At 74.5% G+C, this 14,692-nt stretch carries 14 protein-coding genes; 10 read left to right on the forward strand and 4 right to left on the reverse strand.

The window, feature by feature from the left end:
- Positions 1–16: 16 nt before the first annotated feature.
- Together ABZU46_RS17355 and ABZU46_RS17360 are read right to left on the reverse strand one after the other, a co-directional pair.
- On the reverse strand, positions 17–1,063 hold the full coding sequence (locus ABZU46_RS17355; protein ID WP_354858776.1) for an alpha/beta hydrolase: 1,047 nt from the start codon (positions 1,061–1,063) through the stop codon (positions 17–19).
- Positions 1,064–1,160: 97 nt separating this feature from the next.
- Positions 1,161–1,601, reverse strand: coding sequence for an HPF/RaiA family ribosome-associated protein (locus ABZU46_RS17360; RefSeq protein ID WP_354858779.1), 441 nt, complete (start codon positions 1,599–1,601; stop codon positions 1,161–1,163).
- A gap of 303 nt (positions 1,602–1,904) precedes the next feature.
- On the opposite strand from ABZU46_RS17360, the gene ABZU46_RS17365 reads away from it, so the two are divergent.
- From ABZU46_RS17365 to ABZU46_RS17375, 3 genes are all read left to right on the forward strand, one after another.
- Positions 1,905–2,681 (forward strand): single-stranded DNA-binding protein, encoded by a 777-nt coding sequence (locus ABZU46_RS17365; RefSeq protein WP_354858781.1) that lies wholly within the window; start codon positions 1,905–1,907, stop codon positions 2,679–2,681.
- 145 nt (positions 2,682–2,826) lie between these two features.
- Positions 2,827–4,053, forward strand: a complete 1,227-nt coding sequence (locus ABZU46_RS17370) for a cobalamin biosynthesis protein (RefSeq protein ID WP_354858784.1) — start codon at positions 2,827–2,829, stop codon at positions 4,051–4,053.
- Entirely contained in the window at positions 4,050–5,591 is a 1,542-nt protein-coding gene (locus ABZU46_RS17375; protein WP_354858787.1) for a cobyric acid synthase, read from the forward strand. Before ABZU46_RS17370 ends, ABZU46_RS17375 begins: the two co-directional genes overlap by 4 nt.
- Before the next feature lie 10 nt (positions 5,592–5,601).
- Here the strand turns inward: ABZU46_RS17375 and ABZU46_RS17380 are convergent, their stop codons facing one another.
- The gene (locus ABZU46_RS17380; RefSeq protein WP_354858820.1) at positions 5,602–6,003 is read right to left on the reverse strand and encodes a rhodanese-like domain-containing protein; all 402 of its coding nucleotides are present in this window, start codon (positions 6,001–6,003) and stop codon (positions 5,602–5,604) included.
- A gap of 456 nt (positions 6,004–6,459) precedes the next feature.
- Between ABZU46_RS17380 and ABZU46_RS17385 the strand changes: the two genes are divergently transcribed.
- From ABZU46_RS17385 to ABZU46_RS17405, 5 genes are all read left to right on the forward strand, one after another.
- Positions 6,460–7,122, forward strand: a complete 663-nt coding sequence (locus tag ABZU46_RS17385; RefSeq protein WP_354858823.1) for a hypothetical protein — start codon at positions 6,460–6,462, stop codon at positions 7,120–7,122.
- 68 nt (positions 7,123–7,190) lie between these two features.
- Positions 7,191–8,336, forward strand: a complete 1,146-nt coding sequence (locus tag ABZU46_RS17390) for a M48 family metallopeptidase (protein WP_354858790.1) — start codon at positions 7,191–7,193, stop codon at positions 8,334–8,336.
- Positions 8,337–8,372: 36 nt separating this feature from the next.
- A complete protein-coding gene (locus ABZU46_RS17395; protein ID WP_354858825.1) occupies positions 8,373–9,716 on the forward strand; it encodes a dipeptidase in 1,344 nt (447 codons plus the stop codon).
- 77 nt (positions 9,717–9,793) lie between these two features.
- Positions 9,794–10,000 (forward strand): hypothetical protein, encoded by a 207-nt coding sequence (locus ABZU46_RS17400; protein ID WP_007464240.1) that lies wholly within the window; start codon positions 9,794–9,796, stop codon positions 9,998–10,000.
- An 88-nt stretch (positions 10,001–10,088) separates the two neighbouring features.
- A complete protein-coding gene (locus tag ABZU46_RS17405; protein ID WP_354858828.1) occupies positions 10,089–11,681 on the forward strand; it encodes an ATP-dependent DNA ligase in 1,593 nt (530 codons plus the stop codon).
- 43 nt (positions 11,682–11,724) lie between these two features.
- Here the strand turns inward: ABZU46_RS17405 and ABZU46_RS17410 are convergent, their stop codons facing one another.
- Positions 11,725–12,546, reverse strand: a complete 822-nt coding sequence (locus tag ABZU46_RS17410; protein WP_354858791.1) for an SURF1 family protein — start codon at positions 12,544–12,546, stop codon at positions 11,725–11,727.
- 173 nt (positions 12,547–12,719) lie between these two features.
- Between ABZU46_RS17410 and ABZU46_RS17415 the strand changes: the two genes are divergently transcribed.
- Positions 12,720–14,123, forward strand: a complete 1,404-nt coding sequence (locus tag ABZU46_RS17415) for a cobyrinate a,c-diamide synthase (RefSeq protein ID WP_354858793.1) — start codon at positions 12,720–12,722, stop codon at positions 14,121–14,123.
- A complete protein-coding gene (locus ABZU46_RS17420; RefSeq protein WP_354858796.1) occupies positions 14,120–14,689 on the forward strand; it encodes a GNAT family protein in 570 nt (189 codons plus the stop codon). Before ABZU46_RS17415 ends, ABZU46_RS17420 begins: the two co-directional genes overlap by 4 nt.
- Positions 14,690–14,692: the final 3 nt, after the last annotated feature.

Genomic DNA, 14,692 nt, shown 5'->3' on the forward strand with positions numbered 1-14,692 from the left:
GCCTCGCTGGGACGGGTCAGTCGCCGAGCGCTGTCGCCTCGGCGCGATCGGTCGTCGGAGGCCGGCTCTGCGGCAACCCGGGCGCGTCGGTGGCGGAGACAGACTCGGCCGGGGCGGTGGGGCCGGTGGCCAGGAACGCCTCGGCCCAGCGGCCGACCTCGTCGAAGACCTTTGCGCGTACGGCGGGGCCGGAGAGCGTGAGGTCGTGCAACCCGCCGTCGAAGCGGGCCAGGGTGACGTGCCGGCCGAGGCGGGGCGCGTACCGCACCATGTGTTCGACGTCCAGCACGGCGTCGGCCAGGGTCGCGTTGTCGTGCCACTTGGTGCCCCGGAAGGAGCGGGTCGAGCAGGCCAGCAGCACCGGCACCGGGATGTCCAGGCCGGCGCGCAGCCGGCGTTGACCGGCGCGGATCGCGTTCAGCCAGCCGGCGCGCACCGGGAACCCGGCCAGCGGCTTCCACGCGAGGTCATAGGTCCACTCGCCGCGGTGGTCGGCGTGCAGGCTCTCGCCGTACACCGTGCCCAGGCCGAACGGCAGGATGCGGTGCGGCGCCCTGCGGCCCAGCCGGGAGACGGCGGCCGCGAGGGGTCGACGGACCGCCCAGGGGGCGTTGAGGTCGAAGAAGGGGCTGTTGAGGACCAGGCCGTCGACGGTGCCGGTGTCGCGGCGGGCATCCGCCCAGAGCGAGATGATCAGGCCGCCGGTGGAGTGGCCCATCGCCAGGAGGGTGTCGTGCCCGTCGTCGGAGCGGATGATCTCGGCGGCGGCGTCCAGCTCGGGGAAGTAGTCGCTGATGTCGCGGCAGAAGTTCGGCGTCTGGTGCGCGAGCAGGCTGCGGCCGTACTTGCGCAGGTCGAGGGCGTAGAAGTCCCAACCGCGTTCGGCGAAGAAGTCGGCCAGGTGGGTCTGGAAGAAGTAGTCGCCGTGCACGTAGAGCACCGCCCGCCCGGTGGGGCGCTCGGCCCGCCGCCGGACCAGGGTCGCGACAACGGGGCCTTCGTCGTCGGTGCCCAGGTCGATCGTCTGCCGCTCGTACGGCGGCCCCAACACGTCCGGTTCCACGAACGCGACGGTACGCCGGCAAGCTACCCGGCGGTAGCCCCACGCTGCCTGCCCCGACCGGTCGTGCCTGCCGGCCGGGGCATGACAGGGGTACGCGTCAGGCCGTCTCGGCGTCGGCGCGGCTCGGGTCGGCGGCGGGCAGCGCGTCCGACTCGTCGGTCGGGTCGACCTCGCCCTGCGGCTGCGGGATGTCCCGCAGGTGCTTGTTGTGCCGGGGCTCCTGCCGGGTCTTGGCGTCGTTGAGCCGCCGGCGCAGGTCGTCACGGACGTCGTTGAGGGCGGCGTGCAGGTCCTCCTCGGCGGAGGTGGTGACGATCTTCTGCCGGCCGGCGATCCAGCATTCCAGGGTGACCTTCTGGCCCCGGGCCTCCCGGTCCTTCACCGACACCTCGAGCTCGGTGGCGTCGGCGTGGAAGCCGGCCAGCCGGGCGTCGAGGGTGGCGAACTGCTCGGCGATCCAGTTGCGGTCGCCCTGGGAGAACCCCGCACCCACGCGCAGGCACTCGCCCACGGTCGCCGGGTTCGCCACGGCGCTCATCGCTGCACCTCGGAAACGCTTGCGGAGCCGAAAGTAGTGATCGTCATGGCGCTGACCTCTCGTCGACGTGGAGTTTGTCGGTGGTGCGTTGATCAAATCCATACCCAGTTCGGGCGGCTCCGGAACCGTCGGCGCCCGGACAGGTGGGTCGGCCGTACCACATCGGGGGTGTGATCAGGGCGTTGTCCACAGGTGGCCCCGTCATCCACAGGTCGGGGTGGTGGTGCTGGCGGTAGCCGACGAGAGCGCACAGGCTCGGTGCCGAGTCGACTCGCTGGCAGACCCCGGATCCCTGGAGGGACGATGTTCGATACGTACGTCACGATTGTCGGCAACATTCTGACCGCGCCCGAGTGGCGGCGTACGACCCAGAGCAACACCCTGGTGGCCAACTTCAAGGTCGCCTCCACCGCCCGCCGGCTCGACCGCGACAGCGGTCGGTGGGTCGACGGCAACTCGCTGCGCGTCCGCGTCAACTGCTGGCGCAAGCTCGCCGAGGGCGTGGCCGCCTCGGTGATGGTCGGCGACCCGGTGGTGGTCTGCGGCCGGCTCTACACCCGCGACTGGACCGACGACGCGGGCAACCACCGCACCCTCTACGAGCTGGAGGCGGTCGCCGTCGGCCACGACCTGTCCCGGGGGCGGGCCCGCTTCCTGCGCAACCGGCCGACCATGACCACCAGCACGGTCGAGGACGCGGCCATCGAGAGCCGCGTGCACGGCGAGCCGACCGAACCGGTGCCCGACGAGCAGGCGCCGGTGCTGCGCGACGACCGCCCGCTCGACGACGACTTCGAGTTGCCTGAGTACGGCTCGCTGCGTACCAGTCCGCTGGGCCACGGCCCGCTCGACGACGTCTCCCTCGAGGGCGGTGACTCTCTCGACGACGGCTTCTCCGGCGGCGGCGATGGGCCCGCGGCCCTCGACGACGAGCTGGCCCTCGCGGTGAGCGCGGACGACTCCGACCTGGAGGGCGACCCCGACGACGAGTTGGGGCCGGTGCCCGAGGAGGGCCGGCCGGAGGTTCCGCCGTCCGGTCGGGGCCGGCGGGGCCGGGGGCGGGTTCCGCAGCCGGCGTGACGGTTCGCATCGAGCCGGAGTCGGTGTGACAGCTCGGCCCGGTCGCCTGAGGTCGGTGTCGACGACGGTGCGCGCCGGCGGCACGACGGGGGCGGGGTGGCGACGCGACCGGCGTCGTCACCCCGCGTGACGGAGGTGGGGTTCGATGGAGCACGGCGGCCGCGGCTGGCGCACGCGGTGCTCGTCTAGGCTGGCCGGCCGGGGGGTGGTACGCGTGCGACGGACAGCGCCGGTGGCGAACGCGGTGGGCCTGGTGGCCGGTTACGCGCTGGACAGGCTGTTCGGCGACCCTCGCCGGTGGCATCCGGTCGCCGGGTTCGGCCAGGTGGCGGGCGCTCTGGAGAGTCGCCTGCACCGGCCGGACCGGACGGCCGGCGCGGTGTTCACGGCGCTGGCCGTCGGTGGGCCCGTGGTGCTCGGGGCGGTCGCTGCGGCGGCCACCCGGCACCGGCCGGTGAGCCGTGCGGTGCTCGTCGCCGCCGGCACCTGGACCGTGCTGGGCGGCCGTACTCTCCGACACGAGGCCGCCGTCATGGGCCGAACGCTTCGTGACGGTGACCTGCCCGCCGCCCGACGGCGCCTCGGCAACCTCTGCGGCCGGGACCCCTCGACCCTTGACGAGTCGGAGTTGGCTCGGGCCACCGTCGAGTCGGTCGCGGAGAACACCTCCGACGCGGTGGTCGCCCCGCTGGTCTGGGGAGCGGTCGCCGGCCTGCCCGGGCTGCTGGGCTACCGCGCCGCCAACACCCTCGACGCCATGGTCGGGCACCGATCGGAGCGTTACGCGCGGTTCGGCACCCCGGCCGCCCGGCTGGACGACCTGCTCAACCTGGTGCCGTCCCGGCTGACCGGGCTCCTCACCATCGCCGTCGCGCCGGTCGCGAACGGCGACCGGGAGCAGGCCTGGCGGGTGTGGCGACGGGACCGCAACGATCACCCGAGCCCCAACGCCGGCCAGTGCGAAGCGGCGATGGCCGGCGCGCTCGGCGTCCGCCTCGGTGGCCGCAACAGGTACTTCGGGCGCTCCGAGGTCCGCCCGTTCCTGGGCGACGGCCCCCGTCCCGAGGCACGACACCTCAAGCGAGCAGCCCGCATCTCCGGCGCTGTCGGCCTGGCCGCACTCGGGCTGGCGGCCGCGTACCCGGTGACCGTCGGCCGCCTGGCTGGCGCCGTCGCTCGTCGGAGTCTGCGGGCCGTCGCGGCCGGGCCCGGGAACGGCCTGCGGTCCGGCGGGGCCGAGGGCGGCCTGCTGTCCGGCGGGGCCGGGAGCGGCTTGCGGATGGCTGGGCGGAACGGTCGCCTGCTGTCCGGCGGGGTCGCGTCGGAGCGGGGCCTGTTCCGCGGTGCGGCGCGGCGGGTGAGCGGGCGGTGAGCGGCGGGCTGCTGGTCGCCGGCACCACCTCGGACGCCGGCAAGAGCGTGCTCACCGCCGGCATCTGCCGATGGCTGCACCGGCAGGGCGTGAAGGTGGCGCCGTTCAAGGCGCAGAACATGTCGAACAACTCGGCCGTCGTGGTCGGGCCGGACGGGCGTGGCGGCGAGATCGGCCGCGCGCAGGCCATGCAGGCCGCCGCCTGCGGGCTCGCCCCGGACCTGCGCTTCAACCCGGTGCTGCTCAAGCCCGGCAGCGACCTGGCCAGCCAGGTGGTTCTCCTCGGTACGGCGGTCGACACGATCACCGCCGGCACCTTCCGACAGGTGCGGCCCCGGCTCGCCGAGACCGCGTACGCGGCGCTGGCCGAGCTGCGGGCCGCGTACGACGTGGTGATCTGTGAGGGCGCCGGGAGCCCGGCGGAGATCAACCTGCGGGCCGGGGACTACGTGAACATGGGGCTCGCGCGGCACGCCAACCTGCCCGCCATCGTGGTCGGCGACATCGACCGGGGCGGCGTCTTCGCCTCGATGTTCGGCACGGTGGCCCTGCTCGACCCGGCGGACCAGGCGCTCATCGCCGGCTTCGTGATCAACAAGTTCCGCGGCGACCTCGGCCTGCTCCAGCCCGGGCTGGACATGCTGCGTCAGGTGACCGGCCGTCCCACGTACGGGGTGCTGCCCTGGTCGCTCGACCTCTGGCTGGACGCGGAGGACTCGCTCGCCTACGGCCGGGTGCTCGGCCGCCCCGCCGCACCGCATGGCACCGACTGGCTGGACGTGGCAGTCGTCCGGCTACCCCGGATCAGCAACGCCACCGACGTGGAAGCGCTCGCCACCGAGCCGGGCGTGCGCGTACGCCTCACCGTCGAGCCGGCCGAACTGGCCGCCGCCGACCTGATCGTCCTGCCCGGCTCGAAGTCGACAGTCGCGGACCTCACCTGGCTACGCGAGACCGGCCTCGCCGACGCGGTGACCAGACACGTGGCGGCCGGCAAGCCGCTGCTCGGCCTCTGTGGCGGCTTCCAGATGCTCGGCCGCGCCATCCACGACCCGGTCGAGAGCCGGCAGGGCAGCGTGCCCGGGCTCGGCCTGCTGCCCATCGAGATCACCTTCGATCCACGCAAGACCGTCCGGCAGTCGGTCGGCACCGGCCCCGGCGACGTGGCGGTCCGCGGCTACGAGATCCACCACGGGTACGTCTCACAGACCGACCCCGCCCTGACCCCGTTGCTGACCGGGGCCGACGGCGACGGTGAGGGCGCGGTGCTCGGCGCGGTGCACGGTACGCACTGGCACGGGGCGTTCGAGTCCGACGGGTTCCGCCGCTGGTTCCTCACCGAGGCCGCCCGGCTGGCGGGTCGTACCGGGTTCCGGGTCGCGCCGGGCACCAGCTTCGCGGCAGCCCGGGAAGGCTCGCTCGACCTGCTCGGCGACCTCGTCGAGGAGCACCTGGACACCGACGCCCTCTGGCGCCTCATCGAGAGCGGCGCACCCCCCGGTCTTCCCTTCATCCCACCCGGCGCCCCGCAGCTCTGAGCAGGGCGGTTCAGGGCCGGATGTCGGCGGGGCGGTCCGTGGTGGGCAGGCCGGCGGCCAGCCACGCGTCGACGCCGCCGATCATGTCGGTGGCCCGGCGCAGGCCGAGGGTCTGGAGGCTGGCGGCGGCCAGGCTGGAGCTGTAGCCCTGGCGGCACACCACCACGATCTCCCGGTCGTAGGCGGTGGCCTCCGGGATGCGCCAGGCGCTGGCCGGATCGAGCCGCCACTCCAGCACCGTGCGGTCGATGACGACGGCGCCGGGCAGGTCGCCCTGTTCGCGGCGCTGTGCGTCGGTACGGGTGTCGACCAGCAGAGCGCCACCGCGGACCGCCTCGACGGTCTGCTGTGGAGTCAATCGGTGCAGCCCGGCGCGGGCCTGTTCGAGGAGGGCGTCAATGCCGGGGCTCATCACGTCTCGGAGCACCACCCGATCATGCCGACTCGGGTGCCAACCCGCGCGGCGAACGGGCCGCCCGTCACCCGTCGCCCGCCCCAAATCCCCCGGTCGTGAGAATGACCGGCCCGGGGCGTCAGCCGGACGTGTCACCCCACCGAAACCGGCGTGATCGACTCGGCTTCCGTGATGTCGGGGTGTGCTGGCCGACGGGATACCCCGACATCAATGAGGCCGAGTTGATCTGGGCGGTGAACCCCCGTTGCCGGGGTGTGAGCGGGGCATACTTCGGTCGTGCACGGACTCGTCACCAGAGGGCTTGCCCACAGGGGCCCGCAGCGGCGCGGCCCCGACCGCACGGGGCCGGCACGGGATGAGGGCGGGGCTCAGGGCGGGAACGAGGGCGGGGCCGCGGGCGTGGACGGGGCTGAGGGCAGGGCTCAGGGCGGGAACCAGGGCGTAGACGAGGGCGTGGACGTCGGCGGGTCGACCGAGCGATCCGCCGCGCCGGTGCCGACGGTGGTGGTCGTCGAGGCGTACGCCGAGTTGGCCCGTCGGGTGCTCGCGGGCCCGGCGCGGTTGGGGCGGACCCGGCTGGTCGCGGTGGACGGGCCGAGCGGCGCGGGCAAGAGCCGGTTCGCCGCGTACCTCGCGGACGCCCTGGCGGCGCTGCCCGGCGGGCGCCCGCCGGTGGTGCACACCGACGACCTGCTCGACGGCTGGGACGACCAGCTCACCTTCTGGCCTCGTCTCGACACCGAGGTGCTGACCCCGCTGCGCCAGGAAGACCCGGGCGCGTACCGGCGCTACAGCTGGGTGCGGCGGTGCTTCCTACCCCGCCCGGTGCCGGTGCCGGTGACGCCGGTGCTGATCGTGGAGGGGGTCAGCGCGGCCCGTGCCGTCGTCCGGCCGGAGCTGACCCTCGCCGTCTTCGTCACCGCGCCCGCGCCGCTGCGGCTGGCCCGTGCGGTCGAGCGGGACGGGCCGGAGATCCTGCCCGAGCTGCGCCGCTGGCATACCGGGGAGCGGGCGCACTTCGCCGCCGACGACACCGCGGCGCGCGCCGACCTGGTGGTCCACGGTGCGCCGACGCTGCCGCTGGACGCATCCCGGTACTACGTGCGGATCCGCTGACCGGGCATGGACGCCGGCCACCCGCTGCGGCACGATGCGAGGAGTCACGGCGAAACGGGGGCCCCATCATGACGGCAGCGGACGCGCCGGCGCGGCGCCGGATCACCCTCACCGGCATCAGCTCGCGGGCCTGGGAGCATCCGGCCGACCGGGGCGCCCTGGTCGCGCTGCGTGAGCTGCGTGGTTTCGACGACGTGGTGCGGGCGTTCTTCGGCATGTGGAACGAGCGGGGTTTCCGGCTGTCGGTGCTGGCGTCCGGCATCCGCGTCGATCACCGGCAGTATCCGGCGGTGTGGCAGCGCTACACCGAGGCCGCGGCGGCGCTCGACGTGGCCGAGCTGCCCGAGCTGTACGTGACGCAGTCGCCCTGGCTGGGCGCCGAGGCGGTGGGTCTGGACCGGCCGTTCATCGTGCTGAACTCCGCGTGCGTGCAGCAGCTCGACGAGGACGAGCTGCGCTGCCTGCTCGGCCACGAGTTGGGGCACGTGGGCAGCGGGCACGCGGTCTACAAGACCATGCTCATGATCCTCACCCGGTGGGCGGCCAACCTGAGCTGGTTGCCGGTGGGCGCGTTCGCGCTGCGGGCGATCATCGCGGCGATGCTGGAGTGGTGGCGCAAGGCGGAGCTGTCCGCCGACCGGGCCGGCCTGCTCGCCGGGCAGGACCCGGCCGCCGCGCTGCGGCTGCTGATGAAGCTCGCGGGCGGCGGCGACCTGTCGCAGATCGACACGACCGCCTTCCTGGAGCAGGCCGCCGAGTACGCCGGCGGCGGCGACCTGCGCGACAGCCTGCACAAGATCCGGATGACGGCGTGGAGCACGCACCCGGCGCCGGTGGCGAGGGCCGCGCAGTTGCGGCAGTGGATCGACTCCGGGGCGTACGGGCGGGTGCTGTCCGGGGACTATCCGCGCCGCGACGACGACGCCTCGACAAGCGTCTCGGAGGAGATCAAGGCCGCTGCCGAGTCGTACCGGGAGGAGTTCAGCCGCTCCACCGACCCGCTGGTCGGGTTGCTGCGCCGCCTCGGCGACGGCGCCAGCGACGTCGGCGGGTGGGTGGGCGGCACGGCCGGTCGGGCCCGCTCCTGGATGGACGCCGCCACCGAGGCCGCCGGCCGCGCGCACCGCGCCGGCCGGGCCGCCCCGGGCGCGCGGGCGGGTTCCGACCCGGCGGGCGGCGGTGACGGTACGGGCTCGGCCAACACGCCTGGGTAAGGCCGGCATACGATTCCGGTCATGACCTCACCGATCATGTCCGAGTCCGAGGTGCGGGCCGCCGTCGAGCGGGAGATGCCCGGCGTACGCGCCGACCTGGAACGCCTCGTCCGCATCCCCGGCATCGCCTTCGAAGGCTTCGACCACTCACACGTGGAGCGTTCCGCCGAGGCGGTCGCCGAACTGCTGCGCGGCTGCGGCCTGGACGTCGACATCGTGCGCTCCGGCGGGCAGCCCGCGGTGATCGGCCGTCGGGCCGCCCCACCCGGTGCGCCCACCGTGCTGCTCTACGCCCACCACGACGTGCAGCCGGTCGGTGACCGGTCGCTGTGGGAGTCCGACCCGTTCGAGCCGGTCGAGCGCGACGGGCGCCTGTACGCCCGGGGCGCGGCCGACGACAAGGCCGGCATCATGGCGCACGTCGCGGCGCTGCGGGCGTACGGGGACGCGCTGCCGGTCGGTGTGGTGCTGTTCATCGAGGGCGAGGAGGAGTACGGCTCCGACTCGCTGGAGCGGCTGCTCGCCGAACACCGCGACGAGATCGCCTCGGATGTCATCGTGATCGCCGACTCCGGCAACTGGGACATCGGCGTACCGGCGCTGACCACCTCGCTGCGCGGCATCGTCAACTGCTTCGTCGAGGTACGCACGCTGGACCACGCCGTGCACAGCGGCATGTTCGGCGGCGCCGTGCCGGACGCGCTGACCGCGCTGGTCCGGCTGCTGGCGACGCTGCACGACGACGCCGGTGACGTGGCGGTGGACGGGCTGGTAGGCCGGGTGGGCGCCAGCGTCGACTATCCCGAGGACCGGATGCGCGCCGAGGCCGGGCTGGCCGAGGGCGTGCAGTTCATCGGCACCGGGCGGCTCACCGACCGGCTCTGGACCAAGCCGGCGCTGGCGGTGCTCGGCATCGATGCGCCGAGCACCGGCGAGGCCCCGAACGCCCTGGTCCCGGCCGCGAAAGCGAAGCTCAGCATCCGTCTCGCCCCGGGCGACGACCCGAAGCGGGCGTACGCGGCGGTGCGCGCCCACCTGGAGAAGCACGCGCCGTGGGGCGCCCAGGTGACGGTCACCTTCGAGCACGACGGCGATCCGTGCGTGATCGACGCGTCCGGGCCGATGTTCGACGCCGCCCGCTCGGCGTTCCGGGCCGCCTGGGACGGCACCGACCCGGTCGACATCGGTGTCGGCGGCTCGATCCCGTTCATCGCCACCTTCCAGGAGATGTTCCCGGCTGCGGCGATCCTGGTGACCGGTGTGGAGGACCCGCACGCCCGCGCCCACGGCCCGAACGAGAGCCTGCACCTCGGCGAGTTCGCCCGGGTGTGCCTCGCCGAGGCGCTGCTGCTGGGCAAGGTGGCCGCGGCAAGCAGTTAGGTGTCGGAACGACAACTTTGCGTCTGATCTGGGAGTTTGCGGCGTGTCGCCGGGCGGGCTGTTATAGCCTTTCGAACATGAGTACGAACGAGGTGATGGCCCGGTTGGGGGCCGCCGTCAGCGCACTGGGGGACGTCGACGTCTCCGCGTGGTCCGAGGACACGCTCAACGACCAGCTCGGTGAGCTGTCCGCCGCCCTGGTCGCCCTCGACTCGGTGCTCTCCCGGGTCGCCGGCGAGGTCCGCGCCCGAGGGTTGCGCATCGAGGAGCCCGTCTCCGCCTGATTCCCGCCGCCCCCTCGTGGGCTGCGGCACCGCGCCGACACCGCCCGGGCACGGCAATGCCCGGGCGGTGTCGGAGGTGGCTGGCAGGATGGGCTTCGTGCGGTTCATCGACCTGGCGGCCACCTCCGCCGCCGTGGGCGCCACCAGCGGCCGGCGGGCCAAGGTGGAGCTGCTCGCCGACGCGCTGCGCCGGCTCGACCCGGCCGAGGTGGAGCCCGGCGCCGGCTATCTCGCCGGTGAGCTGCGCCAGCGGCAGACCGGCGTGGGCTACGCGAGTCTGCGTGACCTGCCGCCACCGGCCACCGAGCCGACGCTGACCGTGGCCGCCGTCGACGCGGCCATCGAGCAGATCGCCGCCGTGCAGGGCGCCGGGTCGCAGGCCCGTCGCCGGGCTCTGCTCGGCGGCCTCTACGCGGCGGCCACCGCCGACGAGCAACGGCTGCTCACCGGCCTGTTCGGGGGTGAGCTGCGCCAGGGCGCCCAGGCCGGGCTGCTCGCCGACGCCGTGGCCCGGGCCGCCGAGGTGCCGGTGGCGACCGTCCGCCGGGCCCTGCTGCTCGCCGGTGACCTGCGTGCCGTGGCGGTGGCCGCGCTGGCCGGCGGCGAGGCCGAGCTGGCCGGGTTCGGCCTGCGGGTCGGCCGGCCGTTGGCGCCGATGCTCGCGCAGAGCGCTCCCTCGGTCGACGAGGCGCTGGCCGCGACCGGCACGCCGGCGGTGGTCGACGTGAAGCTCGACGGCATCCGCATCCAGGTGCACCGCTCCGGCGCCGACATCGCCGTGTTCACCCGCAGCCTCGACGAGATCACCAACCGGGTGCCCGAGGTGGTCGCGGCGGTTCGCGCCCTGCCGGGCCGGGAGCTGGTGCTCGACGGCGAGGCGATCGGCCTGGACGAGACGGGCCGTCCGCTGCCGTTCCAGCAGACCTCCAGCCGGGCCGCCCGGCGCACCACACCGAGCACCACCGGGCGGACTCCGGTCGCCCCGGCGGTGCTCGCGGCCGCCGCCAGCACCGGCGCGACGGTGCTCACTCCGTACTTCTTCGACCTGCTGCACCTCGACGGCCAGGATCTGATCGACCTGCCCGGCCGGGAGCGGTGGGCCGCGCTCGCCGGCGCGGTGGACGCGTCGCTGCTGGTGGGGCGCATGGAGGTCGACGGCCCGGAGCAGGCCGGCGCGGCGTTCGCCGCCGCGCTCGACGCCGGCCAGGAGGGCGTGGTGGTCAAGGCACCGGACGCCCCCTACGACGCCGGCCGGCGCGGCGCCGCCTGGGTCAAGGTCAAGCCACGGCACACCCTCGACCTGGTGGTGCTCGCCGTCGAGTGGGGCAGCGGCCGGCGCAAGGGCTGGCTGTCCAACCTGCATCTGGGCGCCCGTGACCCGCGTACGGGCGACTTCGTGATGCTCGGCAAGACGTTCAAGGGGCTCACCGACGAGCTGCTGCGCTGGCAGACCGAGCGGTTCCTCGACCTCGCGGTGGAGCGCGGCGACTGGGTGGTCCGGGTCCGCCCGGAGCAGGTGGTGGAGATCGCTTTCGACGGGGTGCAGACGAGCACCCGCTATCCGGGTGGGATGGCCCTGCGGTTCGCTCGCGTGGTGCGCTACCGCGACGACAAGTCCGCCGCCGAGGCGGACACCATCGACGCGGTCCGCGCCATCCACGCCGGTCGGCTGAGCGGTTGACGGGCCACACCGGCCCTCGTCTCGCGCCGGGCCGGCCACCCGCTCAGGCGGACGCGCTCGGCGTCGGCTCGGCCGCCCGGTCCAGCGGGGCGCTCGCGCTGTCGAGCCCGGCGGCCCGGCGTGCCTCGCGTCGGGCCACCCAGCCGTAGCCGAAGAGCGCCATCGCGGCGAAGAGCCACCACTGCACGACGTAACCGAAGTTCTGCCAGTTGTTGGTGTGCCCGACCGGCACGGCCTTGAACGCCCCGTCGGCGGCCGGGGTCTGGTCGTCCAGCAGCAGGTAGCCGCCGTAGACCGGGTAGGGCAGCTCGCGGGCCAGGCGCGGTACGGCGATCCGCCGCGTCTCCAGCCGGCCGTCGCGGCGGTCCACCGTGCCGGCGCCGCTCTCGGTCTCGTGCACCCGGCCGCTGACCGTCACGTCGCCGCCCGGCGGGGCGGGCACCGACGGCTGGGCGGTCGCCCCGCCCGGCGCGGGCGGGATCCAGCCTCGGTCCACCAGCAGCGCGCTGCCGTCGGGGAGCACCAGCGGGGTGAGCACCTCGAAGCCGACCCGGCTGTCGACCGTCCGACCACGGACCAGGACGGTGTTCGACGGGTCGTACCGGCCGGTGGCGGTGATCCGGGTCCAGACCTTGTCCTTCGCGGGGGCCGGGCCGGCCGTCCCGGGGCCGCCGGTGGGCGCGCGGAACGCGTCGGCCAGGGGCGCCGGGGCCATCCGCTCGCCCGCGTCGATCCGCTCGTTGATCTCGGTACGGCCCCGGTAGCGGTCCAGCTGCCAGTTGCCCAGCCACACCATGACGGCGGCGGCGACCAGGGTCAGCGCGAGGGCGCCCAACCAGCGTGGGCTCAGCAGGAACCGGTACACGGCACCGAGGCTACCCGTATGACCGGGGCCACTCACCGCGACCGGGCCGGGACCGTCCGCCGACCCCCGGTTGGCGGTGCTCGCCCGTCGGACCGGACGGGTATCGTCACGCCGACGGATCGACCTCCTCGGTTGTCCGTCGCGTACCCGCCGCCGCCCGCGAGGAGTCGATGATGACCGTCGTGCCGCGCCTGGTGCTCAGCGCACCGTCCTCCGGGCACGGAAAGAACGCGCTGGCGATCGGGCTGCTCGCCGCCCTGGCCGAGCGGGGTGTCGACGTCGCCGGGTTCAAGCTCGGCCCGGATCATGTCGACGCCGCGTACCTCGGTCTCGCCGCCGGTCGGCCCGGTCGGGTGATCGATCCCCGGCTGGTCGGCGTCGACCGGCTCGCCGCGCTTGTCGCACACGGCGCCGGGGGTGCCGCGCTCGCCGTCGTGCAGGGCAGCATGGGCCTGTACGACTCCGTCGGTGGCCGCCCGGAGCAGGAGTCCACGGCCGCCGCGGCCACCGCGCTGCGCAGTCCGGTGGTGCTGGTGGTCGACGTGGCCGCGATGGGGCAGTCGGTGGCCGCTTTGGTGCACGGTTTCCGCTCGTACGACGAGCAGTTGTGGCTGGGCGGGGTGATCCTCAACCGGGTGGCGTCGTCGCGGCACGAGGCGATGCTGCGCGAGGCGCTGGACGACGTCGGCGTGCCGGTCTACGGCGCGCTGCGTCGCCAGGACCTGCCGGCCGTGCTGCCGTCGCGCCGGCACGGGGTGGCGCCGGTGGTCGACTCCTCGACCGACGCGGTCCGTGCGGTGCGCCGGCTGGGCGAGGCGGTCGCCGCCACGGTCGACCTGGAGCGGCTGCTCGGGCTGGCCCGTTCCGCTCCGCCACTGCCGGCGGCGGCCTGGTCGCCGCAGGAGGCGCTCGGCGAGCTGGTCGTCCCGGCGCAGCGCCCGCTGGTGGCGCTGGCCGGCGGGCCGGGCGGCAGCTTCAGCCACCCGGAGACCGCGGAGCTGCTGTCGGCCGCCGGCGCCGAGCTGGTCACTGTCGATCCGCTGCGCGACGAGGCGCTGCCCGTCGGCACCCGCGCGCTGGTCGTCGGGGGTGCGTTGCCCGAGTCGTACGCCGAGCAGTTGTCGGCCAACCGGCGGCTCTGCATCGCGGTGGCCGAGCTGGCCCGCACCGGCCGGCCGGTGGTCGCCGAGGGCGCCGGCCTGCTGTGGCTGGCCCGGGAGCTGGACGGGCTGCCGATGTGCGGTGTGCTGGACGCGGTGGGTGTGAGCCGCGACGGCCTCGTGGTGGGCTACCGGGAGGCGACCGCCCAGACCGACAGCGTGGTCGCCGCGCGCGGCACGGTGGTCGTCGGGCACAAGGAGCACCGGGCGGTGCTCACCCCGCGCGCCGGTCAGCGGCCGGCCTGGAGCTGGGACGGCGGCACGCCGGAGGGTTTCGTGTGGCGCAACGTGCACGCCTCGCAGCTCACCCTGCACTGGGCGGGACACCCGGCGACCGCCGCCCGGGTGGTGGCGGCGGCGGTCAGCGAGCCGGCAGCCGACGCGGTGCCCGCGCAGCCTCCCGTGGTGCCCGCGTGATCGGTGAGTTGGCGGTCCGCCGGTTTCCGGCGTTGACCGTCTCCACCCCGCGTACGGAGGTGCGTCGGCTCACGGCGGCGGACGCGTCGGCCGCCGGGGAGATCTTCGCCGACAAGCTGACCCGGCGGTGGCTGCCGCTGGCCGACGACTCCGGCCCGATCGACGGGCACGCCTGGTGCACGGATCTGGCCCGGCAGCGGCGCGACAGCGGCGAGGGCGACCACTACGCGGTGGTCCGCCGGGAGGACGACCAGATGGTCGGCTCCCTCTGGACGCGTCGCACCGACTGGGGCGCCCGGCTCACCGAGGTCTCCTACGCGATGGCCCCCCACGCGCGGGGCTTCGGCCTGGCCGCCGAGGCGGTGGACGCGGTGGCCATCGCGCTGATCCTGGAGCACGGCTTCCAGCGGGTCGAGCTGCGGGTGGCACCCGGCAACCTGGCGTCCCGCCGGGTCGCCGAGAAGGCCGGCTTCAGCTACGAGGGGCTGCTGCGCAACGCCGGTTTCGTCGGCGGTGGCCGGGCCGACCTCGAACTGTGGTCGTTCGTGGCCGCGGATCTGCGCTGATCC

Source organism: Micromonospora sp. NPDC005197, assembly GCF_040608295.1.
In the GTDB taxonomy this organism is placed as follows: Bacteria; Actinomycetota; Actinomycetes; order Mycobacteriales; family Micromonosporaceae; genus Micromonospora.